At 42.0% G+C, this 24,344-nt stretch carries 23 protein-coding genes and 5 tRNA genes; 5 read left to right on the top strand and 23 right to left on the bottom strand.

From position 1 onward, the window contains the following. Positions 1-87 precede the first annotated feature (87 nt). From clpX to IRQ78_RS14655, 8 genes are all read right to left on the bottom strand, one after another. On the bottom strand, positions 88-1,371 hold the full coding sequence (clpX, locus tag IRQ78_RS14690) for an ATP-dependent protease ATP-binding subunit ClpX (RefSeq protein ID WP_054553147.1): 1,284 nt from the start codon (positions 1,369-1,371) through the stop codon (positions 88-90). 135 nt (positions 1,372-1,506) lie between these two features. Further along, positions 1,507-2,124, bottom strand: a complete 618-nt coding sequence (gene clpP, locus IRQ78_RS14685) for an ATP-dependent Clp endopeptidase proteolytic subunit ClpP (protein ID WP_054553148.1) — start codon at positions 2,122-2,124, stop codon at positions 1,507-1,509. A 273-nt stretch (positions 2,125-2,397) separates the two neighbouring features. Next, positions 2,398-3,702, bottom strand: coding sequence for a trigger factor (tig, locus tag IRQ78_RS14680; RefSeq protein WP_194442575.1), 1,305 nt, complete (start codon positions 3,700-3,702; stop codon positions 2,398-2,400). Between the two features lie 410 nt (positions 3,703-4,112). Then, positions 4,113-4,189, bottom strand: a tRNA-Pro gene (locus IRQ78_RS14675). A gap of 125 nt (positions 4,190-4,314) precedes the next feature. Then, positions 4,315-4,391: transfer RNA gene (locus tag IRQ78_RS14670), tRNA-Pro, on the bottom strand. A 16-nt stretch (positions 4,392-4,407) separates the two neighbouring features. Then, positions 4,408-4,483: transfer RNA gene (locus IRQ78_RS14665), tRNA-His, on the bottom strand. A 23-nt stretch (positions 4,484-4,506) separates the two neighbouring features. Next, positions 4,507-4,583, bottom strand: a tRNA-Arg gene (locus IRQ78_RS14660). Positions 4,584-4,633: 50 nt separating this feature from the next. Beyond that, positions 4,634-4,710 (bottom strand) — tRNA-Pro (locus IRQ78_RS14655). A 341-nt stretch (positions 4,711-5,051) separates the two neighbouring features. Here IRQ78_RS14655 and folD point away from each other — a divergent pair. Continuing rightward, the gene (gene folD / locus IRQ78_RS14650; protein WP_054553151.1) at positions 5,052-5,906 is read left to right on the top strand and encodes a bifunctional methylenetetrahydrofolate dehydrogenase/methenyltetrahydrofolate cyclohydrolase FolD; all 855 of its coding nucleotides are present in this window, start codon (positions 5,052-5,054) and stop codon (positions 5,904-5,906) included. 50 nt (positions 5,907-5,956) lie between these two features. Here the strand turns inward: folD and IRQ78_RS14645 are convergent, their stop codons facing one another. Together IRQ78_RS14645 and cysS are read right to left on the bottom strand one after the other, a co-directional pair. Further along, positions 5,957-6,841 (bottom strand): DMT family transporter, encoded by an 885-nt coding sequence (locus IRQ78_RS14645; RefSeq protein ID WP_138598977.1) that lies wholly within the window; start codon positions 6,839-6,841, stop codon positions 5,957-5,959. 137 nt (positions 6,842-6,978) lie between these two features. Then, positions 6,979-8,358, bottom strand: a complete 1,380-nt coding sequence (gene cysS, locus IRQ78_RS14640; RefSeq protein WP_138598978.1) for a cysteine--tRNA ligase — start codon at positions 8,356-8,358, stop codon at positions 6,979-6,981. A 177-nt stretch (positions 8,359-8,535) separates the two neighbouring features. Here cysS and IRQ78_RS14635 point away from each other — a divergent pair, with 177 nt between their 5' ends. From IRQ78_RS14635 to IRQ78_RS14625, 3 genes are read left to right on the top strand one after another with little or no spacing between them, the layout of a single operon-like run. Beyond that, positions 8,536-9,027, top strand: a complete 492-nt coding sequence (locus IRQ78_RS14635) for a peptidylprolyl isomerase (RefSeq protein ID WP_054553154.1) — start codon at positions 8,536-8,538, stop codon at positions 9,025-9,027. Positions 9,028-9,081: 54 nt separating this feature from the next. After that, positions 9,082-9,816, top strand: a complete 735-nt coding sequence (locus tag IRQ78_RS14630; RefSeq protein WP_138598979.1) for a UDP-2,3-diacylglucosamine diphosphatase — start codon at positions 9,082-9,084, stop codon at positions 9,814-9,816. 51 nt (positions 9,817-9,867) lie between these two features. Further along, entirely contained in the window at positions 9,868-10,659 is a 792-nt protein-coding gene (locus tag IRQ78_RS14625) for a transporter substrate-binding domain-containing protein (protein ID WP_138598980.1), read from the top strand. Between the two features lie 72 nt (positions 10,660-10,731). Here IRQ78_RS14625 and miaE read toward each other — a convergent pair whose 3' ends face one another. Next, positions 10,732-11,490: a tRNA isopentenyl-2-thiomethyl-A-37 hydroxylase MiaE gene (miaE, locus tag IRQ78_RS14620; protein WP_138599049.1), complete on the bottom strand. Its 759-nt coding sequence runs from the start codon at positions 11,488-11,490 to the stop codon at positions 10,732-10,734. A gap of 230 nt (positions 11,491-11,720) precedes the next feature. On the opposite strand from miaE, the gene IRQ78_RS14615 reads away from it, so the two are divergent. Continuing rightward, positions 11,721-12,320, top strand: coding sequence for a Yip1 family protein (locus tag IRQ78_RS14615; protein WP_054553157.1), 600 nt, complete (start codon positions 11,721-11,723; stop codon positions 12,318-12,320). Between the two features lie 82 nt (positions 12,321-12,402). On the opposite strand, the gene purF is transcribed toward IRQ78_RS14615, so the two are convergent. The 12 genes from purF to IRQ78_RS14555 all read right to left on the bottom strand — a co-directional run bounded on the left by purF (position 12,403) and on the right by IRQ78_RS14555 (position 24,220). After that, the gene (gene purF, locus IRQ78_RS14610) at positions 12,403-13,929 is read right to left on the bottom strand and encodes an amidophosphoribosyltransferase (RefSeq protein WP_054553158.1); all 1,527 of its coding nucleotides are present in this window, start codon (positions 13,927-13,929) and stop codon (positions 12,403-12,405) included. Between the two features lie 18 nt (positions 13,930-13,947). Beyond that, a complete protein-coding gene (locus IRQ78_RS14605; RefSeq protein WP_036969851.1) occupies positions 13,948-14,442 on the bottom strand; it encodes a CvpA family protein in 495 nt (164 codons plus the stop codon). Positions 14,443-14,503: 61 nt separating this feature from the next. Then, complete coding sequence (locus tag IRQ78_RS14600) at positions 14,504-15,157, bottom strand: SPOR domain-containing protein (protein WP_138598981.1); 654 nt, start codon at positions 15,155-15,157, stop codon at positions 14,504-14,506. Between the two features lie 11 nt (positions 15,158-15,168). Further along, positions 15,169-16,434, bottom strand: coding sequence for a bifunctional tetrahydrofolate synthase/dihydrofolate synthase (gene folC / locus IRQ78_RS14595; RefSeq protein ID WP_138598982.1), 1,266 nt, complete (start codon positions 16,432-16,434; stop codon positions 15,169-15,171). A gap of 25 nt (positions 16,435-16,459) precedes the next feature. After that, positions 16,460-17,335 carry an acetyl-CoA carboxylase, carboxyltransferase subunit beta gene (gene accD / locus IRQ78_RS14590; RefSeq protein ID WP_054553161.1) on the bottom strand — a complete coding sequence of 292 codons (876 nt, stop codon included), beginning with the start codon at positions 17,333-17,335 and terminating at the stop codon, positions 16,460-16,462. Between the two features lie 158 nt (positions 17,336-17,493). Next, positions 17,494-18,288 (bottom strand): tRNA pseudouridine(38-40) synthase TruA, encoded by a 795-nt coding sequence (gene truA / locus IRQ78_RS14585; protein WP_054553162.1) that lies wholly within the window; start codon positions 18,286-18,288, stop codon positions 17,494-17,496. Positions 18,289-18,429: 141 nt separating this feature from the next. Next, positions 18,430-18,762: a Na+/H+ antiporter subunit G gene (locus IRQ78_RS14580; RefSeq protein ID WP_054553163.1), complete on the bottom strand. Its 333-nt coding sequence runs from the start codon at positions 18,760-18,762 to the stop codon at positions 18,430-18,432. Positions 18,763-18,770: 8 nt separating this feature from the next. Next, positions 18,771-19,040, bottom strand: a complete 270-nt coding sequence (locus IRQ78_RS14575) for a K+/H+ antiporter subunit F (protein ID WP_054553164.1) — start codon at positions 19,038-19,040, stop codon at positions 18,771-18,773. Continuing rightward, positions 19,034-19,570 carry a Na+/H+ antiporter subunit E gene (locus tag IRQ78_RS14570; RefSeq protein ID WP_054553165.1) on the bottom strand — a complete coding sequence of 179 codons (537 nt, stop codon included), beginning with the start codon at positions 19,568-19,570 and terminating at the stop codon, positions 19,034-19,036. The genes IRQ78_RS14575 and IRQ78_RS14570 overlap by 7 nt, the downstream gene beginning before the upstream one ends. Then, entirely contained in the window at positions 19,570-21,087 is a 1,518-nt protein-coding gene (locus IRQ78_RS14565) for a monovalent cation/H+ antiporter subunit D (RefSeq protein WP_138598983.1), read from the bottom strand. Before IRQ78_RS14565 ends, IRQ78_RS14570 begins: the two co-directional genes overlap by 1 nt. Then, entirely contained in the window at positions 21,084-21,428 is a 345-nt protein-coding gene (locus IRQ78_RS14560; RefSeq protein WP_054553167.1) for a Na+/H+ antiporter subunit C, read from the bottom strand. Before IRQ78_RS14560 ends, IRQ78_RS14565 begins: the two co-directional genes overlap by 4 nt. Further along, a complete protein-coding gene (locus IRQ78_RS14555; protein ID WP_054553168.1) occupies positions 21,428-24,220 on the bottom strand; it encodes a monovalent cation/H+ antiporter subunit A in 2,793 nt (930 codons plus the stop codon). The genes IRQ78_RS14560 and IRQ78_RS14555 overlap by 1 nt, the downstream gene beginning before the upstream one ends. Between the last annotated feature and the right edge of the window lie 124 nt (positions 24,221-24,344).

The raw sequence follows: 24,344 nt of genomic DNA, 5'->3' as shown, positions 1-24,344 counted from the left end.
TAAGGGAAAGTTCAACATATTTATAAAAAAAGGAGCCTTTGGCTCCTTTTTCGTGTTCAACTGCTTAACTTTTAAACTATTACAGCTTTATTCTGATGCAGCTTTGTCTTGGTTACCGCTTTGGTAAATCAAAATTGGGTCTGATTCACCTTTAATAACGGTTTCATCAATAACCACTTTGCTAACATCATCCATCGAAGGTAATTCATACATAGTATCAAGTAATACACCTTCAACGATTGAACGCAAGCCACGAGCACCAGTCTTACGCTCCATTGCTTTATGAGCAATTGCGCTAAGTGCATCTTCGCGGAACTCAAGCTCAACATCTTCCATCGCAAACAATGCAGAGAACTGTTTAGTTAATGCATTTTTTGGTTCGCTAAGAATTTGAATAAGCGCTGCTTCATCTAGTTCTGTTAATGTCGCAACAACTGGAAGACGACCAATGAACTCAGGGATTAAACCGTATTTCACTAAATCTTCTGGTTCAACATCTTTAAATGTTTCACTTAAGCTACGGCTACCTGATGATTGCTTAACTTCAGCACCAAAACCAATACCGGTATTTTTATGGCTGCGTTGTTCAATCACTTTATCTAGGCCTGCAAACGCACCGCCACAGATAAATAGGATCTTAGATGTATCAACTTGCAAGAATTCTTGCTGTGGATGCTTACGGCCGCCTTGTGGTGGTACAGATGCAACCGTCCCTTCAATTAGCTTAAGTAAGGCTTGTTGTACACCTTCGCCCGATACGTCACGGGTGATCGATGGATTGTCAGACTTACGAGAAATCTTGTCGATTTCATCGATGTAAACAATACCACGTTGTGCTTTTTCTACGTCGTAATCACATTTTTGCAGTAGCTTTTGAATGATGTTTTCAACGTCTTCACCTACATAACCTGCTTCAGTTAGTGTCGTTGCATCCGCCATCGTGAATGGTACATCAAGTAAACGGGCCATGGTTTCAGCAAGTAATGTTTTACCACTACCTGTAGGACCGATTAGTAGAATATTACTCTTACCAAGCTCAATATCCGCATTGATTGTTTGATTGCGTAAACGTTTGTAGTGATTGTATACCGCAACCGACAGCACTTTTTTCGCGTGGTCTTGGCCAATCACGTAATCATCTAAGTGATTACGAATTTCTTTCGGCACAGGCAGTTTATCAGACGCATTATGCTTCGGCGCAATGTCTTTGATTTCTTCCCTGATAATATCGTTACACAGCTCAACACATTCATCGCAAATATATACTGAAGGACCAGCAATTAGTTTGCGAACTTCGTGCTGGCTTTTGCCGCAGAAAGAGCAGTATAACAATTTATTACTTTTGTCGCCGTCTGTAGGAGTGTCAGACATTCAGCTACCTCATTTATTACGTTGGCAGTAGCACTAGGCCACTGCTAATTCACTATGTTTAACTATATCAAAGAATATTAGTTTTCGCATAGTAAAGGGTGATAGCTAACAATACGTTATTATTAGCTATTCAGATTACTTCGATTCGCGGCTTGAAAATACTGAATCAACTAGGCCGTATTCAACCGCTTCGCTTGCGCTCATGAAGTTGTCGCGATCGGTATCACGAGAAACCACATCGAGTGGCTGGCCAGTATGTTCAGCCATTAAACGGTTTAGCTTATCTTTAATTGATAAGATTTCACGGGCATGAATTTCAAAGTCAGATGCCTGACCTTGGAAACCACCTAATGGTTGGTGGATCATTACACGTGAGTTAGGTAAACAAAAACGCTTACCTTTAGCACCACCTGATAGCAAAAATGCACCCATGCTTGCCGCTTGGCCAACACAAATTGTGCTTACATCAGGCTTGATAAAATTCATTGTATCGTAAATTGCCATACCCGCAGTCACAGAACCGCCTGGCGAATTGATATAAAGATAAATATCTTTTTCTGGGTTTTCTGATTCTAAAAACAGCATTTGCGCAAGAATCAAATTAGCCATGTTATCTTCTACTTGGCCAGTTAAGAAAATAATGCGCTCTTTTAAAAGACGTGAGTAAATATCATATGAGCGCTCACCTTTAGCTGTTTGTTCGACAACCATAGGGACTAGTGCGTTTAGAGGGTCTATCATACCGCTATTCATTCTTATTTAATTCCTTATCCGCTGCGACTCATCCTTACTATAAGGAAAGCACATTTATACTAATGTAAATTAAGCTGTCTATTCAATCTTTATAACTATATAGGAACTTATCAGAACAAATTCAATCCTCGTCGAAAAAAGTTCTGAAATAACATCAGTATTGTTGGTTTTTTTGAAACTGATACCACAAACTAAAATGGCCCGAGTACGCTGTATAAATACAGGGTAACACGAGCCATTTAATCGCTAGCGAGAGCTTAAGTCAATGACTTATTAAGCACCTTGCTGTGGATTCATGATGTCGTCGAATGCTTTTTCAACGTCAGTCACGTTTGCTTTAGCTAGGATAGCTTCAACTGCTTGCTCTTCCATCGCTACGTTGCGCATTTGCTGCATAAGCTGATCGTTTGCTTTGTAGTACTCTACTACTTCAGTTGGATCTTCGTATGCAGAAGCTACAGTTGCGATTAACTCTTCAACTTTAGCGTCGTCAACTTTAAGCTCGTTCGCTTTAATTACTTCACCTAGTAATAGGCCAGTCTTAACGCGAGTTACAGCTTGCTCGTGGAATAATTCAGCTGGAAGCTCAGGCATGTTTTTAGCGTCGCCACCGAAACGTTGTGCAGCTTGCTGACGTAGTGCATCAATTTCTTGATCTACTAGCGCTTTTGGCACTTCGATTTCGTTGTTAGCTAAAAGACCTTTGATAGCTTGATCTTTAACGTTAGCTTTAACTGCTTGGTCAAGCTCACGTGTCATGTTCTTTTTAACTTCTTCTTTAAGAGCGTCAACACCGCCTTCAGCTACACCGAATTTAGTTGCGAACTCGTCGTTAAGCTCAGGAAGCTCTTGAGTTTCAACTTTCTTAACAGTGATTGCGAAAGTAGCTGCTTTACCTTTAAGGTTTTCAGCGTGGTACTCTTCAGGGAAAGTTACTTCAGCAACAACGTCTTCGCCCGCTTTTTTGCCAACGATGTTGTCTTCGAAACCTGGGATCATACGACCTTGACCAAGTTCTAGTGGGAAGTCTTCAGCTTTACCGCCTTCGAACTCTTCGCCTTCGATAGAACCAACGAAGTCGATAGTTACACGATCGTTCTCGCCAGCAGCTGCGTCAACTTCAGCCCAAGAAGCGTGTTGCTTACGTAGAGTTTCTAGCATGTTAGCTAGGTCTTCGTCAGTTACAGATACAGCTGGCTTTTCAACAGCGATTTTATCTAAACCTTGGATTTCAACTTCTGGGTAAACTTCGAAAGTTGCATCGAATTCTAAATCTTTACCAGCTTCTAACGCTTTAGGAGCGAAAGTAGGTGAACCAGCTGGGTTAATTTTTTCAGAAACGATTGCTTCGATGTAGTTGCGTTGCATTAATTCGCCAGCAACTTCTTGACGTACTGCAGCACCGTAACGCTTGTTGATGATAGACGCTGGTACTTTACCAGGACGGAAACCATCGATACGCTGGGTTTTAGACAGTTGTTGTAAGCGTTTTTTTACTTCAGTCTCAACGTTCTCTGCAGGAACGGTGATGGTCAGACGGCGCTCAAGGCCTTGAGTCGTCTCAACAGAAACTTGCATGATTTACCTCAATCTTCAATTTTGGCGACTGTTCGCCTTCCTTACAAACAAGGTGATCTCCATGAGTGATAGCAAGTTTTAACGCTGAAAATTTCAACTTAAAACGGCGCATTGTAACCATGAGATACCATTGCTGCTTTGCCCCTATGGGCACTATGTTAAACAATAGACGCGGCATTATAACCTAATATTTATGATAGTCGAGTCTGGGGGGCAATTATTTGGCGTATATAGCAGCAATCAGCGTTTAAATGCGTAAAAAACGAACGCAACAAAATAACAAAGGAGAATTAAGCTGAATTAAAGGATGTATTTAGAAATTTAGAAGTGGTCGGCGATGCAGGATTTGAACCTGAGACTGAATTGGATATACCCAAACCAATCGTTCTTTGACCATAATTCTTTAAAAGTGGTCGGCGATGCAGGATTTGAACCTGCGACCCCTTGGACCCAAACCAAGTGCGCTACCAAACTGCGCTAATCGCCGATACTGAGAGAAGTTTTGAAAATAAATACCGCTTATTAAAAGTGGTCGGCGATGCAAAATTTGCACCTTCGACTGAATTGGATATACCCAAACCAATCGTTCTTTGACCTTGAACTTTCCAAAAGTGGTCGGCGATGCAGGATTTGAACCTGCGACCCCTTGGACCCAAACCAAGTGCGCTACCAAACTGCGCTAATCGCCGATATCTTAGAGTAAATTGGGGTGACTGATGGGGCTCGAACCCACGACAACCGGAATCACAATCCGGGGCTCTACCAACTGAGCTACAATCACCACGGCATTTACATATTTTCAAATGGCGCACCCGGAAGGATTCGAACCTTCGACCAACGCCTTAGAAGGGCGTTGCTCTATCCAGCTGAGCTACGGGCGCATCGAAAACTTCATAAGTTAGCCTGTAAGCGCCGCTTCTTAAAGAAGAAGTGGTCGGCGATGCAGGATTTGAACCTGCGACCCCTTGGACCCAAACCAAGTGCGCTACCAAACTGCGCTAATCGCCGATGCTTACTGTTGTTTGCGAGTGACCTCGTTAACAACGGGGTGCATAATAGTGATTTGACCGAGTCAGGTCAAACATTTTTTTAAGAAAATAATTCAATCGGTCACTTTTAGTTCATAATGGTTAAATATTGCAAATATAAGCTAAAATTTGAACTCTTTTTTATAAAGTAGCGCTTTATATAAGATTGCATCTTGGCGCTATGATGCTTTTCTGCGAAAATACGCAACATAAATAAATATGATCAAACAAACATGATTTGTGTATCCACGCCCCCTTTATTGGATAATCATATTTAGATGTATCAGTATCAAGTTAACTAACCCCAATTAAAGGTCACCCATGACGGCAAACATCATCGATGGTAAGGCAATAGCTAAACAAGTACGCAGCAATGTAGCAGAGCGAGTTGCAGAGCGTGTAGCGAATGGATTACGCGCTCCAGGACTAGCAGTTGTGTTAGTTGGTCAAGATCCAGCTAGCCAAGTGTATGTTGGTTCTAAACGTAAAGCATGTGAAGAAGTCGGCTTTGTATCTAAGTCTTACGATTTACCTGGCGACACAACTGAGCAAGACTTACTTGCATTAATAGATCAACTAAACGAAGACAAAGAAGTAGACGGTATCTTAGTACAGTTACCTTTACCACAAGGTCTTGATGCTGAAAAAATTCTTGAACGCATCACACCACATAAAGATGTTGATGGTTTCCACCCTTATAACATTGGTCGTTTAGCTCAGCGTATGCCGGCACTTCGTCCTTGTACGCCGAAGGGGATTATCACCCTACTCGACTCTACCGGTGTTCGCTACAAAGGTATGCACGCAGTTGTTGTTGGTGCATCAAACATTGTTGGTCGTCCTATGTCACTTGAGCTTTTACTTGCAGGCTGTACAACAACGGTTTGTCATAAATTTACTCAAGATTTAGAAACGCATGTTCGCCGCGCTGATTTATTAGTTGTAGCGGTGGGTAAACCTGAGTTTATTCCGGGTGATTGGGTTAAAGAAGGTGCTATCGTAATCGATGTAGGTATTAACCGCCTTGAATCTGGCAAGCTTGTTGGTGATGTTGAATACGATATCGCTGAACAAAAAGCACATTTCATTACACCAGTACCAGGTGGTGTTGGTCCAATGACTGTGGCAAGCTTAATCGAAAACACCCTTGAAGCGTGTGAAAAGTACCACAGCTAAGAAGAGCTAAATTATTGCAAAAGGCTGCCAATTGGCAGCCTTTTTTGATTTTAAAACCGATGTAGTTTGAACAGTCTGAGCTTTAACATCTGGGGGAGCACTGAAAACACAATCATCATAAACATCAATAGGTATTGCCAGTCTTGATATTGTTCGTTTATGAGTAAAACAGCGCATACGATTCCCGCAATTGGGTTAGCTATCGTTCCGAATGAAAACTCAGCTACAGTCATGCGTCCTAATAACCAAACATACAGAATATAAGCGATGGCAGTATTGGGCACGATTAACCAAAATAATGCCGAATATTGCAGCGCTGAGATAGGCTCAAATACCACTTGGTATTGTTCTGGGTGAAGTAAACTGCCATCAATAAACGCAGCCAATAATAAAATAGTGCCGCCAATGATTAACTGCCAGGTAAGCACAACCCACCAATGAATATGCACCGACAAACTCTGTACCAAGGTGCTACCAATCACAATAGTCAGTAAGGCCCCAAATAAAGCAGCCACTCCCAATACATTTAATGACACGTGTGCTGGGTCAAACAAAAACCATGCCAATACCACCAGCGCCATAGCACAGAATGCTTGAATTTTTGCAGGGCGCTGTCCTTTAGTAAGCCAAGCATATATCAAAGCCACAACCGGCACAGACACCATCCCTACCCCAGCTATAGCTGCAGGAAGGTTTACTGCCATGATAAAAATAAAGGCAAAAAACAGCGCGATATTCACAGCACCTAGCGTTAACAAACTTGGCCACTGCGAACGGGTTGGCAAACTAGGTTTAAGTAATAAAAGTAACAACCCTGCAGGTAGTGCACGCAATGCGCCTAATAAAAGTGGCGGCCAATCAGGTGTGGCATATTTGGTCACGGCATAGGTGGTGCCCCATAAAAAGGCGGGGATCATGGCAAGTAAAATATTCAATGTCTGTCCTTGTTAATACGAAGAGATGACAAGGTAAAACCTCAAGTAAAGTTGAGGTCAATAGCTGTATCTAATTAAAAACAAAAAAGGTTGCCTCGTTGGCAACCTTTTTTAATGAGTTATCTTTCGATGGATACTTAGGCTTTACGCCACGTTGTTTTACCAGCAGAGTCTTCAAGTACCACACCAAGTGCATTCAATGCATCGCGGGCTTCATCAGCTGCCGACCAATCTTTGCTTGCGCGGGCTTCATTACGTTTTGCTATTAACGCTTCGATGTGTGCTACTTCATCATCAGCTTGGCCACCTTGTAAAAAGGCTTCTGGATCTTGTTGTGCTACCCCTAATACCTCTGCAACACTACGTAGTACATAAGCGAGCTTACCTGCTTGCTCTGCATCACTGTCTTTAACACGGTTTAGCTCTTTTGCTAGTTCAAATAACACGGGTAGTGCTTCTGGTGTGTTGAAGTCATCATCCATCGCTTTTCTGAATTTAGCCACATATTCATTGCTAGCTAAGTCGCATTCGATTGGCGTTACCCCGCGCAGTGCAGTGTAAATACGTTCAAGTGACGAACGTGCTTGCTCAAGGTTTTCTTGCGAATAGTTAAGCTGGCTACGGTAATGACCTGATATTAAGAAATAACGAACTGATTCAGCATCGTACTCTTTTAATACATCACGTACGGTAAAGAAGTTGTTTAGAGACTTAGACATCTTCTCTTTATTTACCTGCACCATACCCGTGTGGATCCACGTATTCACGTATTTGCCGTTATTTGCACAGCATGACTGAGCAATTTCGTTTTCATGGTGCGGGAACTGTAAATCTGAACCACCACCGTGAATATCAAAATGTTCGCCTAAGTGCTTAGAGCTCATTGCTGAACATTCGATATGCCAACCAGGACGACCCTCACCCCATGGTGAAGACCATGACGGCTCTTCTGGCTTGGCTTTTTTCCAAAGCACGAAATCAAGTGGATCTTGCTTATCTTGTGCAACTTCAACACGTGAACCAGCCTGTAGCATGGTTAGGTCTTGTTGTGATAAAGCACCATATTGCTCAAAGGTTGATACGTCAAACAATACATCACCATCTGCAGCAACATACGCATGGCCTTTGGCAATTAGACGCTCAACCATCGCGATGATTTCATCCATATGGTTTGTTACTGTAGGCTCAACATCCGGACGCAGCATATTTAAGCTGTCGAAATCTTCATGCATGGCTTTAGTCATACGAGTCGTTAAGTCATTAATTGACTCACCATTTTCGTTAGCACGCTTAATGATTTTGTCATCAACATCTGTGATGTTACGAACATATTTTAAATCGTAACCGATGTGGCGTAGGTAACGAACAATCACGTCAAAACCAACGAAAGTACGAGCATGACCGATGTGACAGTAATCATAAATGGTGATACCACACACGTACATGTCGATTTTGCCATCAACAAGGGGTTTAAACTGCTCTTTTTGTCGCGTAAGTGTGTTGTAAATTTGTACCATTTATAAAATGTCCTTAACGGTGTTTCGAGATTCTCTATGGTAACACTTGCAAAGCCGCTGCTCTAGCGCTTTATCAATTGAATAAGCAGTTTGTTAATCGTTTTAAACAAGCTCTTTGTTAATCAAACACAACTACTATAAAATAGCCCCATTATTAAACCTGATATAGGAAACCTCATGGTTGTACTACACACAAACTTTGGTGACATCACTATCAAGATGCACGAAAGCGATGCACCAAACACAGTTAAAAACTTCTTAGAGTATGCCAGCGCTGGCTTTTACAACGGTACTATCTTCCACCGTGTAATCGATGGTTTTATGGTACAAGGCGGTGGTTTTGAACCAGGTATGGTTCAAAAAGAAGTAAACAACCCTATCGAAAATGAAGCAAACAACGGCCTTGCAAATAAAGTGGGCACATTAGCAATGGCACGTACGCCGGATCCACACTCAGCAACTGCGCAGTTCTTCATTAACGTTAACGACAATGACTTTTTAAACTTCAGCAGTGAAACATCACAAGGCTGGGGCTACTGCGTGTTCGCAGAAGTTGTTGAAGGTATGGACGTGGTAAACAAAATTAAAGGTGTTGCTACTGGCAGCGCTGGCTTCCACCAAGACGTACCTCTTGAAGATGTAATCATCGAAAAAGTAACGGTTAGCTAATTTAATCGTTTAGTCTTTTTAAGCGGGCCTTTGCCCGCTTTTTTGCGAGTAACCATGAAACAAAGTTATTTTATTGCCGATCTCCATTTAACAGAAAACCGCCCAGACATCACCGCGGCATTTTTTGATTTTCTTGATAACAAGATTATTAATGATGACGTTGATGCGCTGTATATTTTGGGTGATTTTTTTGAAGTATGGGTCGGTGATGACTATCAAACTGACCTTTCAAAGAGTGTTGCCGCACGTTTAAGCCAAGTCAGTAAAAGTGGTACTGAGGTGTTTTTTATCCATGGTAATCGCGATTTCATTATGCGAGAAGACTATGCAAAAAGCGCGAGTATGACGTTATTGCCTGAGCAAGTTGTTATTGATTTATACGGTACTCCAACCGTTATCTTGCACGGTGATGAAATGTGCACTCAAGATATTGAATATCAGAAGTTTCGTAAAAAAAGCCGTGGTTGGTGGTGGCCAAAACTAATGCTTGCTATGCCGCTTTGGTATCGTAAGAAAATTGCCCGCAACGCCCGCGAAAAATCAAAACAAAGCCAAGCTGGCAAAGCATTAGAGATTTTAGATGTGACCGAAGATGCGGTTTTAGCCATGTTTGAAAAGCATCAGGTTGCTAATATGATCCACGGTCATACCCACCGCCCCAATGTGCATCACTATAATATAAATGGTAAAACGCTAACCCGCACTGTACTGGGTGACTGGTATGAACAAGGTTCATACTTAAGAGCTACTCCTGAAAAACAAAAACTAGTCCATACGCCCTTTAAATAAGCGTATTTTTAACTATGCTGTAAACAGTAATGTTAAATACCTTCTCTGTTTATGAACCGATTAAGCTTTTTCTGTTGCTGTTTACTGTTCAGCTTTTCAGTCCACTGCCAAACTTGGCAATTGGTCACTGAGCCATTCCCGCCCTATTTTATTGGTGAACAACACAAGCCTGGCTGGCTTCATGAAGTGGTCATCGCAGCACTGAAAACGCAAAATCAAAAAGCCTCTATCGAATATACTCAGTGGGCTCGAGCATTAAAACTGGCAAAACGACATAGACGTGTGGCAGTACTCGGGGCTTATTATACTGAGTTAAGAACGCGAAGCTTTATTTATTCACAACCTATTGCGACAGCTCACACAGTACTTTTTAAACGCGCAGGCAGCGAGATAACTTTTACTGGCTCACTATATTCACTAAAACCCTATACGATTAGTAAAGGAGAAGACTATGCAGTTAGCCCAGAGTTTGAACAACACCCAGAGCTTACTGTAACAACCACTGATAGCTTAATTGATAGCTTATTACTACTAAAACATGGCCGCGTTGATTTAGTTGCAGGCACAAAAGAAGTCGCTTTGTATTGGCTCAGCAACAGCGAGCGGTTACAACAAGCAAAGCAAGTAGAAGTTGAATATATTACCCCGACTTTAGCTACGCAAAATTTACACGTGATCAGCGACAAACATCATCCCCAAGCAAAGCAATTTCAACGTAGCTTACATTTAGGTCTAAAAGCGATTGTGGCTTCAGGTGAACTAGAAGAGATTCTCCAAAGCTATGAGTTTACTGACGAGCAAACTCGTCAATTAACTCAATTATTAAGCAGAAACCTGCGCTAGTTGCGGTAATAAGAATTCAAATTTTAAGGAACTGAGCTTACTTGTGATACATAGGTACTCAAAAAAGCTTACCTAAGCTGGCACACCACTATGAAATTTAAAGTCTTCGTCAGGAGTTGATATAAGCTCAGCTTCAAGCAGACCAAAAAATTCAACACGCTCAGTGATATCAAACTCACTGATTTCTTGTGCAAGAGATAAATAGTCTTGGTAATGACGCGCTTCAGAGCGCAGTAGTGAAATATAAAAGTCACCTAAGCGCTTATCAACATGCGGGGCTAATTTAGCAAAACGCTCGCATGAGCGGGCTTCGATGTAAGCACCGATAATTAATTTATCTACCAAAGCATCAGGCTCGTAAGTTTTTACATGGCGCAGCATTCCTTTGGCATAACGACATGGGGTAATGCTTTTATATTCAATGCCGTATTCATCCATGATCTCAAGCACTTGATAAAAGTGATGGAGCTCTTCTTTTATAAGCATCACCATTTTATCGATAAGGTCTTGCCCGTAAGGTGAATTCGATTTTGGGATCATTGATTTAGTCAGCTTGTTTTTATCTGCAAGCTCTCGCCAATCACCTTCACGCTTATAAACAAGCGTTTCAAAGGGTTTTAACCACTCAAGCAACGCATCACTACTTTCTTTATCAACTGCATACTTACGAATTAAAAACATCGCAGACTGAGCTGCTTTTAATTCACAAATTAGGTGATCAATTAAAACCACATCTAAGTTTTCTTTTTTGGTTGCCGCAGCAATCCACTCATCAGGCGTTTCGCACTTTAAAAAAGAATGAATGGGCGCTAATAAATCAGAATAAGGCACTGAATAACTTCTCATCAAAAATCTTAATTCGATTTTATCACATAAATTAGCCCGCATTCCATGACCCACATCAGTGCAAAGTAATTTTCTATATGCACTAAAGAGTTACATTTAATCGGCTATATCGATTATTTCAGCTTCTTGACAAGATTTAATTACTGAACCATAACTTAATCAAAGCTGTACAAAAATAAAGCAGCTCATATTCCTTTTTTACAGGGGCAATAATTATGATTCTAAACCACTTATGGGGCTTATACGCTCACCCACTCGAAGAATGGCAGACAATTGATAACCGTCACGAAAGCTTGCGCTATAGCTTATCGCACATTTTATTAATTGCTTGTATCCCTTCACTCATGGGCTACTATTCATCAGTTTATTTGGGCTGGAGTATTGGCGCAGGTGAAGCAGTATATCTAACCCATGATAGTGCATTACTTATCGCGGTTGCGATGTACTTTGCACTAATTGCGGGCGTGTTTGCACTTGCATACTTAGCTCATTGGATGGCAGTGACCTTTGGTGCAAAACCCACCTTTACACAAACCCTAGAACTTGCTGCATATACAGCCACGCCAGTATTTATGTCTTCATTTGCGGCATTCTTACCTGAGCTATGGTTTGTGGTGTGTGTAGGTCTTGTAGCACTGGCCTACTCAGTTTACTTGCTCTATACAGGAGTGCCAATTTTAATGCATATTCCTGAAGAGCGAGGTTTTATCTATGCCAGTTCAGTAGTCACGTGCGGGCTGATTTTATTGGTAATTATTTTAGCTGCGACAGCTATTTTATGGACTAACGGAATTGTCCACCCTATGTTTACTTGAGTTCATTGTTATTTTCCTTTCTTTCCATAAACAAAAAAGGAGCTGTGAAGCTCCTTTTTTATACCAATCAAAACAAGGCTGATTAATCAGCGCTGTTTTCTTCTTGGTTATGTAACTCTAAACTTGCTGACATCGCATTTTCACGGGTTGATTTCGCTGAATCATTACGTAAACGGTCAATGTGGTTTAAGTAGTCTTGGTCGATATCACCGGTGATGTATTGACCATCAAATACTGATGTTTCAAAACGGGTGATTTCTGGGTTTTCTTGGCTTACTGCTGAGATTAAGTCATCTAACGATTGATAGATAAGACCATCTGCACCAATGCTGGCGTTGATATCTTCAACTTCACGGCCATGAGCAATTAGCTCAGCTGCCGATGGCATGTCGATACCATATACGTTCGGGAAACGAATCTCTGGCGCTGCTGATGCGAAGTAAACGTTCTTCGCACCTGACTCACGAGCCATTTCAACGATTTGCGCTGACGTTGTACCACGAACAATAGAGTCATCAACAAGTAATACGTTTTTACCTTTGAACTCACGGTCAATAGCATTCAGTTTTTGACGAACTGACTTCTTACGCATTTCTTGACCTGGCATGATAAACGTACGGCCAATGTAGCGGTTTTTAACAAAACCTTGGCGGTATGGCAGGTTAAGCGCTGATGCAATCTCAAGTGCTACGTCACATGATGTTTCTGGAATTGGAATAACCACGTCGATGTCTTTGTCAGCCCATTCACGTGCGATTTTCTCACCTAACTTAGTACCCATGTTTACACGTGTTGCATAAACAGACATACGGTCAATTGTTGAATCTGGGCGTGCAAAGTAAACAAACTCAAAGATACACGGCGAGTAAGTTGCTTTTTCAGCACACGCTTGTGAAAAAAGTTGACCATCTTCAGTTACGTAAATTGCTTCACCTGGTGCAACGTCACGAACAAACTCAAAGCCATCTGTTTTTAAAGCAACGCTTTCTGATGCAAACATGTACTCAGTACCATTTGCAGTTTCACGCTTACCAAATACTAATGGGCGAATACCGTTCGGATCACGAAACGCAACAATACCGTGACCAATGATCATTGCAATCGTTGCGTAACCACCGGTTACTTTATTATTCACTTCAGTAATCGCAGTGAAGATATCTTCAGCATCAAGTTTTAGCTTATTTGATTTGCTTAACTCATGTGCCACGATGTTAAGTAAAATTTCAGAGTCAGATGTTGTATTAACATGACGGCGAGCTTCTGAAAATAATTGCTGCTTTAATGCTTCTGCGTTTGTTAAGTTACCATTGTGCGCAAGTGCGATACCAAATGGCGAGTTAACATAGAAAGGTTGCGCTTCAGACGAGCTAGAAGAACCAGCTGTCGGGTAGCGAACATGGCCAATACCAATTGTACCTTGCAGACGTTTCATATGACGGGTATGAAATACATCTTTTACAAGGCCATTGGCTTTACGTAAGCTAAACGTGTTGTTTTCAATGGTAATGATGCCAGCTGCATCTTGACCGCGGTGTTGCAAAACAGTTAAGCCGTCATATAACGCCTGATTAACAGGAGAAGTTCCGACTATGCCAACGATACCACACATTAAATTTATCCTCGCCGATTAACGGTTTACAGAATTTAAAAAGCTCGAGTTGTTTTCGAGGTACGAGAAGAACCACTCAACAACAAAGCCAAATTCTGGAATCAAAATAGAGTTGCCCCACCAATGCGTATTAGGTGCACCGGTAAAAGCATCAAGAAAGAAGAGTAACGCGCTTACGACCAACACGCCACGAAGAGCACCAAACACTATGCCGAAAACACGGTCTGTGCCAGATAAACCAGTACGTTGTACAAGTTCACCTAAAATATAGTTTAGTAACCCACCCAACAGGAGTGTCGCAAAGAATAATATGGCTATTGCGGCTGCATTTCTTAAAAGGGGTTCTGAAATACTTGTTAGGAAGGATGCTAAATATTGGTAAAACAAACTAGAGATGATAAATGCGCCAGCCCATACAGCTAATGACATTGCTTCTTTTACAAAGCCACGTATTAAGCCGATGATAGTGGATAGTGCAATAATGCCAAGTATGGCGTAATCAACCCAGATCATAAGAACCAACTAGTCGTTAATTTGGGGCGCATTCTATAAGAGGTATACTCAAAATACCAGATCATTTTGTAATTTCAAACTGAGTAACTTTGCCGTTTAACTTGGTTAACTGCTTTAACTCAGGAAGCTTACTTTCTAACTCTTTCTTGCTAAGTGAAGGACCTACAAAGACTTTTGTCAGTGTGCCATTCGGGGTTTTGATTGGGCGAGTGAAGGTTTTGAAACCATTCGCTTTTAATTTTTCTTGCAGTGATTTCACATTAGGTGCGTGAGAAAAACTACCCAGTTGAATAACATAAGCCATTTGTGTGAGGTTTTCTTCTGGCTTACGGGTTGGCTCAGGGGCTTTAGCGACTGGCTTGGCAGGCTCTTGCACTGCAACTTTTGGCTCAGCTTTGTTAATTACCGGCTCATCGATAGAAGCTTCAACCATTTGCGGTGCAGTATCAATTTGCTGGGTTTCTTTTGCGACAAGATCAGCATCGTTTGCTTGCGTATCTTCAACCGGAATTTGCGAAGGTTGCTCGGCAGAGGCGACTTTATTATCTATCACCTCTTGCAAGTCTATCGTAGTGAACTCAGGGCGTTCAGGAATAGCTTTAAAGCCTTCTTTATAATGAACCTTCTCACCATCCAAAATGTTTGGAATGAAGACAATAGCCGCCACAACCACAATCGTGGTGCCTACTAAGCGATTAATAAACCCTGCGTTCACCGATTTCCTCTCTATTTTTTAAAGTAATTGATGGCTGCAGCCACAGTTATAAACGAACCGAACACAATCACTAACGTGTTTTCATCAACATTTGGTAATAACGTATCTAGCGCAGTTTCAACACTCTCATAGTGCGTACTAGGCGCTGTTGATGTGGTTTCGGCTAGTGCTTTAGCAAGATTCTCAACTTTATCGCCACGGAAACAATCTAAGCTTGCTAACGACCACTGGTCAACAACATTTGCCACGGCTGAAATAGCAGCCACCTTATCTTTATCTGCAAGCATAGCGACTAATGCATGAATTTTAAACCCTTGATCTTTATACACGCTTAATTTGCGTGCCAAATATCGAGCTGACTCAGGGTTATGCGCAACATCGGTAAAAATAAGCGGCTGCTCACTTAACTGCTGAAAGCGCCCTTCTACAGTCAGATTCGCTAAGCAATCACGCACTTGTTGCTCGCTTGGTAGTAGCTCAAGCTTTGCAAGTAAGGTCAACGCGGTTGCTGCATTTTGACAAGGGATAGCAGGCTTAGCTAAGCGCCAATCTTTACCTTGGTACTGCCAGTTAAAGCCTTCACTGTCTTCTGTGAATATGAAGTCACGGCCTGATAACACCATATCAGCGTTAATTTCATTACCATAATCAGTCACTGTATGCGGAATCGCTAAATCGCCAACAATAGCTGGTGTGTTGGTACGGAAAATACCGGCTTTATCGTAACCAACAAGTTCTCGAGTATCACCTAGGTATTCTTTATGGTCTAAATCTATGGTGGTGATCACACAAGCATGCGGATTCACGATATTAGTCGCATCAAAACGGCCACCCAGCCCCACTTCTAGCAGCACATAATCAACGGCGTGACGTTTGAAAATAGCCAGTGCGCCTAAGGTACCGTACTCAAAATAAGTAAGCTGCGTGTCACCACGGCCTTTTTCAAGCATATCGAAAGCATCAACATGGAATTGATCGTCAAGCTCTTGGCCATTAATACGTACGCGCTCGTTATAACGAATAAGATGCGGCGAAGCATAAGTACCCACACTGTAACCCTGTGCAAGTAATAAACTTTCTAGGCAACGGGCTGTAGTCCCTTTACCGTTGGTGCCTGCAATGAGGATTATTTTGCTTGATGTATCGAGTAAGCCGACTTGGTTTGCCACGCGTTCTACGCGCTCTAAACCCATTTCGATATTAGCAGGATGGACACTTTCTAAATAACAAAGCCAATCATCAAGGCTTGATGATTGGCTAGGAAGGATTTCTGTCATAGCGTTTAATCAGTTAAGCTGAAATTTACGCTACTCTATGCTCTTGTTCAGTAGAAGGCAAGTTCATAAATTTCGCTAAGATACGTGCAAGGGTGTCACGCATTTCACGACGGTCTACAATCATGTCGATTGCACCATGCTCTAGCAAGAATTCACTGCGTTGGAAACCTTCAGGAAGCGTTTCACGTACTGTTTGCTCAATTACACGAGGACCCGCAAAACCGATTAGCGCTTTAGGTTCAGCAACGTTTACATCACCAAGCATTGCCAGTGATGCAGATACACCACCCATTGTTGGATCAGTTAATACTGAAATAAACGGTAAGCCTTTTTCGCTCATTTTTGCAAGTGCAGCACTTGTTTTAGCCATTTGCATTAACGACATAAGTGCTTCTTGCATACGTGCGCCGCCTGATGCAGAGAAACAAATAAGTGGCATGTTGTGCTCTAAGCATTGATCTACAGCTTCAACAAAACGAGCACCTACTACTGACGCCATTGAACCACCCATAAACGAGAACTCAAAAGCAACAGCAGCAACAGGAATACCTTTTAGGCGGCCTTTCATTGCTACAAGTGCGTCTTTTTCGCCGCTTGCTTTTTGTGCTTGGGTAATACGGTCAGAATATTTTTTAGAATCTTTAAACTTTAATACGTCTTTTGGTTCGTGCTCTGCACCAATTTCTTGGCGATCAGCATCATCTAAAAAGTTTTCAAGACGTTTACGGCCACTTAAACGCATGTGGTGATCACACTTAGGACACACGTTGAGTGCTTTTTCTAATTCTGCTTTATATAAAATTGAATCACAGTCTGTACACTTAGCCCAAACCCCTTCTGGGATTTCTTTACGACCTGATGATTTAGTCGTTTTAGGTAAGATTTTTTCTAACCAACTCATTTGCAACTCTCTTAATGCTGTTCTGTGTCGCAGTCTGTTTAATTGGAAACACTCGCTTGTGTTTCTGATAACAAATAAACAGACAGATTTTTTCAATTAAAACATGAATTACCCGCAGACGATATAAAAAACTGGTCTTAGTAGTAGTCTACTAAAGTCTAACTGTCTGAATCAGGTAAAAACAAAGGCCCTAATGGTGTTTTAGGAATGCCAAAATGTTCAGGGTAATCCACGTCAACTAAGTAAAGGCCAGCGGCTTTTGCTGTTGCACTTGCCTTAGCGCGCTCTTTTAAATCAAGTAATTCTTTTAACCACACAGGTTCATGCTTATGTAAACCTATGTCCATCAAACACCCGGTGATGTTTCGTACCATGTGATGTAAAAACGCATTGGCTTTAATATCAATGATCACATAATCACCTTGGCGTTTTACTGATAAATGGTGAATAGTACGATTTGCTGTATTTGCTTGGCAGTGTAGTGCTCTAAACGAAGTAAAGTCATGCTCACCTATTAAATACTGACAGGCTTCTTGCATTTTAGTTTCGTCTAATGGGTGATGAAAATGGGTCACCCCTTCACTCATGATAGCGCCGCGATAGGTGTAATTATAAATCACATAGCGATAACGACGCGCTGTGGCACTAAAACGAGCGTGAAAGTCTTCGCTTACAGGCTTGGCAAAGCGAATAGCAATATCTTTTGGCAGTAAGGTATTCATACCCATCGTAAACGCGACCATTTCACGCTCAGCGTGAGTATCAAAATGGATCACCTGCCCAGTGCCATGTACACCCGCATCGGTGCGGCCTGCACAAACAATTTCGACTGGATGATTACAAATACGCGACAACGCCGTTTCTACTTCTTGTTGTACGCTATTGACGTGTGATTGACGTTGCCAACCACTGTAACGCGCGCCGTTGTACTCTACTCCAAGTGCTACTCGCATAATGCTCTATTTACCTACTGTACTAAATGACGGGGCATTTTATGCGATCTACGAGCGCAATAAAAGCCACTGTCGTAGATCGCATTGTTCTGGTTACTCAGATATCACATCAACTCGCTTAACTATTGCTGCGAGCTAGTATTAATCTTCTTCGATGTTATCGAGGCCCTTAGTGCCATCTTTAGCACGAAGCTTATGGTGGATGGCTGATTTGATCAGCATATAGCCGCTAATAGGTGCGGTGATCAGTAAGAAAATTGAAATCAAAATTTCTTTCACACTGATGCCGTCGTGGGTGTAGCTAAAATACACCATGGCAGCAATTAGCAATGATGCCATGCCAAGCGTTGTTGCTTTAGTTGGACCGTGCAAACGCATAAAAAAGTCAGGCATTTTCACAAGTCCGATTGAACCTATAAGAATAAAGCAACCACCAATTAATAATAAGATTGATACAATCCATTCACTCATCATTTGCTACCTTATTCAATAATATCGCCACGCAGCAGGTATTTACATACCGCTACAGTGCTCACAAAGCCAAGCATGGCGATTAATAATGCGGCTTCAAAATACAAATCGGTGCCCATGCTCATGCCATAAAGAATAATTAAAGCAATGGTATTTATGAACATAGTATCTAAAGCCAATATACGATCAGGTACCGACGGCCCAACAATTAAACGCCATAGGTTTAACAATAAAGATATGGCTATCATTGCAAAAACAATTAGAAAAACGGTATCTAGCATCGAAAAATCTCCTTAAGCGGTGCTTCGTAGCGCTGCTTAATAGTATTAATTAACGCTTGTTCATCAGCTAAGTCGAGTACATGGATCAATAAGTAGCGCTGCTGAATTTCTTCGCCCTCTTCGAGTGATTCAGGAATAGGATAAACCTCTGCGCTCACAGTACCTGGTGTTAAAGATACTGTGCTTGCCAATATAGTGATTGGCATTTCATGGCTTAAATCCAATGGTACTTTGATAAAACCTGGGCGTAACTTTTTCGTTGGCCCAAGGATCAACAGGGCTACTTGTAAGTTGGCAGTGACAATATCGTACAGCACTAACAATAAGTGCCTAAACGCAAGACCTGGCCTAACAATAAGCGGCTGAGGATCACGAAATGGGAATGTGATCCACGGAATAGTAATGGCAAAAAATGCAGCTAAAAACAGGTGTCCTGGCGACACACTGTTATTTAACAACAGCCATACAATGAATAATAAAACACTGCGAAATGGTGTTGGCAACCAACGAAAGCGAGCTTCTAAACGCATTATTGGCCTCCTTGTAATACAGCGTTGATGCTAGTGTTGATATCAAACAACTGCTCTGATGTTGCTAACATATAGTCTGAAATCGGTCCTGCAAACACAACCATTAAAGGTGAACACGCAAGTAATGCAACTACAGCTATTACTTTAACAGGATGTGCTTTAGTGCCTTCAATTGCTTCACTGTCTTTGTGGGTGTGATCCCAAAATAAGCTGGTACCAGCTCGTGAAACCGCCACTAATAACGCTAAACTAGACACTAGATAGATTGGCCAAAACAACATGGCTTTTTCGCTATCTAGCGTGCTCTTTAAAATCCATACTTTGCCGACAAAGCCAGATAACGGTGGCATACCAACAACAGCAAGCGCGGCCACTACAAAACAAGTACCAAGTAAATATGGCTGTGCAACGGCGCGCCCAGCAACTAACCGGTCAGCAACTTTACCGCGCTGTTGAGCAATTAAATCAGCAATTAAGAATAGTGCTGCGCAAATAATGGTTGAATGCACTAAGTAGTAAAGTAATGCCGCGGTTGCAGCAACATTTTGAATCGCAACCAATGCCACTAAAGTACCGACAGACACAACCACCAGATTCGCAATAAGCTTTCTAAAATCTTGACTCGCTAATACACCAATACCACCCATTACGATGGTCGCTAGTGCTAAGCCCCATAACCAAGGCTGTGCCATATGAGCAAGCTCACCAGCATTATCACCAAATATTACGGTATACACGCGCAACATGGCATACACACCGACCTTGGTCATAATCGCGAATAATGCAGCAACTAATGGCATTGCACTGGCGTAGGTATTCGGTAGCCATAAATGTAACGGTAATAACGCGCCTTTTAACGCAAATACCACGATTAACAGCAAGCCACCAATTTTAGCAAGGTAAACATCATCACCCGTCAGCTGTGGTACTTTTTGCGCTAAATCAGCAATGTTCAATGTGCCTAGCACACCATAAAGTACACCCAGCGCAATTAAGAATACGCTTGAACCAATCAGGTTTAAAATGACGTACTGCAGTGCAGCTCGGGTACTATGTTTATTGCCGGCATGCATCAATAATGAATACGAAGCAATCAACAGCACTTCAAAAAATACGAACAGGTTAAATACATCGCCCGTTAAAAAGGCGCCATTTACACCTAACACTAAAAAGTGCACTAACGGATGGAAAAAGCTCCCTTTTTTATCATCGCCAGCACAGCTGTAAAGCACTACGACCGCACCAAGGAAACTGGTAAGTAGCACGAGTAGCGTTGCTAGCCTATCGGCAACCAGCACAATACCAAATGGTGCAGACCAATCACCAATTGCGTAAACAAGCGGTGCAGTACTATTTACGTGAAATAATAAATAAGCACTGACCAAGAGTGTAACAATCGACAAAATAACCGACGAAACACGGCGGATATGTAAGTTTTTTCCACATGGCGGCATGAGTAAAATAACGCCTGCCAACATCGGAATTAAAATCGGTAAAGAAGCTAAATGCTGAATCATTTTTGCTCCTTCGATGATTTAACAAGATGGCCATCAACATGGTCATTACCCAAGTCAGCACGGCCACGAATCGCTAAAATAACCACAAAAGCGGTCATCGCAAAGCCAATTACAATGGCGGTTAAAACCAATGCTTGAGGGAGTGGATCGGCATACTCACTACCTGTACCAAGTACAGCGGCTTTGTTAATAGTTAAACGACCTGAAGAGAATAAAAACAGGTTAACTGCATACGACAACATAGTCAGGCCGAGTACCACTGGGAAGGTACGAGCCCGCAATATTAAGTAAATTCCGCATGCAACCAGCACGCCGACGCATGATGCGTACAATACTTCCATTAAATATTTACCTCTTGCTTGGGTGTATCAGCAGTTAATTTACCTAAACTTGCTAAAATCATCAGCGTTGCACCTACAACAGTTAAATACACACCTAAATCAAATACGATAGCACTAGCAAGTTCTGTCTTGCCGACTAGCGGAATATCAAAATAATCAAACCAGGTTGTTAGGAATGGACGTTCGAAGAACCAACTTCCAATACCTGTAAACAATGCAATAGCAATACCTGACGCAATAATCTTACGATAATTCACGTCAAATCTGTCTGCAATCCAATGCGAACCATTAGCCATATATTGCAAAATAAATGCAATCGCGGTAACCAGTCCTGCAATAAAGCCTCCACCTGGTAAGTTATGACCACGTAAGAAAATATACGCAGACACAAGTAATGCTAGTGGTAACAAACTTTGTGAAATGCTCGACAGTAGAATTGGATAACGCTCTCTTGCCCATGGGCGCCCTTCACTATCACTTGCTGGCATAAACAGCGGCAAGTTAATAAGAAGCTTATAAATACCTAACGCAGCAATACCCAATACGGTAATCTCACCTAGGGTATCAAAACCCCTAAAGTCAACGAGGATAACGTTTACAACGTTAGTACCACCACCGCCAGTTTTTGCATTAGCAACAAAGAAGTCAGAAATTGACTCAAGTGGTCTTGTCAGCAGTGCATAACAAATACTCGCCACGACCACACCAATTGCCGATGAGATACCCAAGTCTCGCAGAATACGCAGTGAGCTTGATTCTTTCGGAGTACGCTGTGGTAAAAAGAACAGTGCAAGCATCAGTAGCATTACGGTGACAACTTCAACCGTTAACTGAGTTAGCGCTAAATCTGGCGCAGAGAATCGAGTAAATGCAACAGACACCATCAGGCCTACGATTGAAATCATAATCAAAGATATCATTCGTGAGCGGTGCCAAATAACCGTTGCCAACGCACCTATTATTAGTAAGCCAGCACCAATAGCATTGTGGAAATCGATTGGCGTTAACTCGCTTGCTCCTGCTAACTGGCGCATTTCAAATAAAGGCCAGCCCGCACACATGAGCACCACCGCAATCATTACAAAGGCATAGCGCTGTAACGAGCCATTTTCGATACGTTTAATCTTTTCTTGTGACCACTTAATTAAGCTATATAAGCCACGCTCAAAGCCTTTTTTAGCATTAAGAGTTGGTAATGACGCTTGGAAATGGAACAGATGCTTACGCTGCACATAAATCATCACACCCACGCTTGTTGCAATAAAGCTCATCAACAGTGGTAAGTTAAAGCCATGCCATACTGATAGCTTATAATCTGGGGCAGCATCACCAAGCACAGCATAAGACGCCGCAGCTAAAATATCGCTTACTGCAAAGTGCGGGAACATACCAACGAGTAAACATAGCACAACCAAAATTTCGATTGGTACACGCATATAGCGCGGTGGCTCATGAGGCTGTTTTGGCAAATCGATTGGGTCGCCATTGAAAAACACGTCGTGAATAAAGCGTGCTGAATACGCAACAGAGAGTGCACCAGCAATCGTCGCTAACACTGGTATTAACCACGACATAGAGCCAAGCACTTGTTGATGTAGAGTTTCGGCAAAGAACATTTCTTTCGACAAGAAACCATTTAACAGTGGCACGCCCGCCATGGCTGCCGCTGCCACCATAGCAAGTGTGGCGGTATACGGCATAAAGCGCCACATACCATTAAGTTTACGCATATCACGGGTGCCAGTTTCATGGTCAATGATACCCGTTGCCATAAATAACGACGCTTTAAAGGTTGCGTGGTTAATGATGTGGAAGATAGCAGCCACTGTAGCAAGCTCAGTATCTAAGCCTAAGAGTAATGTAATTAAACCTAGATGGCTGATTGTTGAATAAGCCAGCAAGCCTTTTAAATCATGCTTAAATAACGCGATGTAAGCGCCAACCAATAAAGTCGCCAGACCCGTCATTGCCACTAAGATAAACCAAGTATCTGTGCCTGATAGCGCTGGATAAAAACGCGCTAATAAAAAGATACCTGCTTTAACCATGGTTGCAGAGTGCAAGTAGGCACTGACTGGTGTCGGTGCCGCCATCGCATGGGGTAACCAAAAATGAAATGGAAATTGTGCAGATTTAGTAAATGCACCTAAAAGCACTAATACCAGCGCAGCTTCATAAAGTGCATGAGATTGAATAAGTGCTTTGCTTGCTAAGATAACATCAAGATTATAGCTACCAACAATATCACCAATCAGTAATAAACCTGCTAGTAACGCAAGACCACCGGCACCGGTAATAGCAAGTGCCATGCGTGCGCCTTTGCGAGCTTCTGACTTATGCCACCAATAGCTAATCAATAAGAACGAGCTAATACTGGTGAGCTCCCAGAAAAACCACAGCTGGATCACATTATTCGACATCACGATGCCGACCATTGCGGTCATAAATAGCATTAAATAGCAGTATAGCTTTGGCATTGAGTCGCTACTACTCAAGTAATAACGCGCATAAAAAATCACCAGGGTACCGATACCCAAGATCATATATAGAAAGAGTAACGTTAAACCATCAAGTCGAAACGAGACTTGCATGTTTAAAAGAGGGATCCACTCAGCAGTGTAGCGAATTGTTTCGCCAGAAAAGACTGCAGGGGTATACGAAAATACAATTCCAAGGGCAATCAAAGGCGCTAACATGGTCAAAGCAGTGCTTTGGTTACGTGTTAGTTTTGAAGTGCAGGATGAAATAACACTGCCGATTAAGGATAACAGGGGTATCCAGAGCAAAGTCATAATTAGGAGCCTTTTAGTGTCATAAGAATATCAATACCGCTCTAGTTTTAATTAGTTGCGTACTGTTCATTTGGATGGTTAAAAGTTGGCTTAAAAAAAGCTTACAATGCGTATAGTTATACTG

This window comes from Pseudoalteromonas simplex, from assembly GCF_015278155.1.
GTDB classification, from domain to species: Bacteria; Pseudomonadota; Gammaproteobacteria; order Enterobacterales; family Alteromonadaceae; genus Pseudoalteromonas; species Pseudoalteromonas simplex.
The sequence above is the reverse complement of the archived record's forward strand: the minus strand, read 5'-3'. Positions and strand labels throughout refer to the sequence as shown.

What these genes read in the sequence shown, in the direction of transcription:
- clpX (WP_054553147.1), bottom strand. Translation starts at nt 1,371, where the DNA reads ATGTCTGACACTCCTACAGACGGCGACAAAAGTAATAAATTGTTATAC.
- clpP (WP_054553148.1), bottom strand. Translation starts at nt 2,124, where the DNA reads ATGAATAGCGGTATGATAGACCCTCTAAACGCACTAGTCCCTATGGTT.
- tig (WP_194442575.1), bottom strand. Translation starts at nt 3,702, where the DNA reads ATGCAAGTTTCTGTTGAGACGACTCAAGGCCTTGAGCGCCGTCTGACC.
- folD (WP_054553151.1), top strand. Translation starts at nt 5,052, where the DNA reads ATGACGGCAAACATCATCGATGGTAAGGCAATAGCTAAACAAGTACGC.
- cysS (WP_138598978.1), bottom strand. Translation starts at nt 8,358, where the DNA reads ATGGTACAAATTTACAACACACTTACGCGACAAAAAGAGCAGTTTAAA.
- IRQ78_RS14635 (WP_054553154.1), top strand. Translation starts at nt 8,536, where the DNA reads ATGGTTGTACTACACACAAACTTTGGTGACATCACTATCAAGATGCAC.
- IRQ78_RS14630 (WP_138598979.1), top strand. Translation starts at nt 9,082, where the DNA reads ATGAAACAAAGTTATTTTATTGCCGATCTCCATTTAACAGAAAACCGC.
- IRQ78_RS14625 (WP_138598980.1), top strand. Translation starts at nt 9,868, where the DNA reads ATGAACCGATTAAGCTTTTTCTGTTGCTGTTTACTGTTCAGCTTTTCA.
- IRQ78_RS14615 (WP_054553157.1), top strand. Translation starts at nt 11,721, where the DNA reads ATGATTCTAAACCACTTATGGGGCTTATACGCTCACCCACTCGAAGAA.
- purF (WP_054553158.1), bottom strand. Translation starts at nt 13,929, where the DNA reads ATGTGTGGTATCGTTGGCATAGTCGGAACTTCTCCTGTTAATCAGGCG.
- IRQ78_RS14605 (WP_036969851.1), bottom strand. Translation starts at nt 14,442, where the DNA reads ATGATCTGGGTTGATTACGCCATACTTGGCATTATTGCACTATCCACT.
- folC (WP_138598982.1), bottom strand. Translation starts at nt 16,434, where the DNA reads ATGACAGAAATCCTTCCTAGCCAATCATCAAGCCTTGATGATTGGCTT.
- accD (WP_054553161.1), bottom strand. Translation starts at nt 17,335, where the DNA reads ATGAGTTGGTTAGAAAAAATCTTACCTAAAACGACTAAATCATCAGGT.
- truA (WP_054553162.1), bottom strand. Translation starts at nt 18,288, where the DNA reads ATGCGAGTAGCACTTGGAGTAGAGTACAACGGCGCGCGTTACAGTGGT.
- IRQ78_RS14580 (WP_054553163.1), bottom strand. Translation starts at nt 18,762, where the DNA reads ATGATGAGTGAATGGATTGTATCAATCTTATTATTAATTGGTGGTTGC.
- IRQ78_RS14575 (WP_054553164.1), bottom strand. Translation starts at nt 19,040, where the DNA reads ATGCTAGATACCGTTTTTCTAATTGTTTTTGCAATGATAGCCATATCT.
- IRQ78_RS14570 (WP_054553165.1), bottom strand. Translation starts at nt 19,570, where the DNA reads ATGCGTTTAGAAGCTCGCTTTCGTTGGTTGCCAACACCATTTCGCAGT.
- IRQ78_RS14565 (WP_138598983.1), bottom strand. Translation starts at nt 21,087, where the DNA reads ATGATTCAGCATTTAGCTTCTTTACCGATTTTAATTCCGATGTTGGCA.
- IRQ78_RS14560 (WP_054553167.1), bottom strand. Translation starts at nt 21,428, where the DNA reads ATGGAAGTATTGTACGCATCATGCGTCGGCGTGCTGGTTGCATGCGGA.
- IRQ78_RS14555 (WP_054553168.1), bottom strand. Translation starts at nt 24,220, where the DNA reads ATGACTTTGCTCTGGATACCCCTGTTATCCTTAATCGGCAGTGTTATT.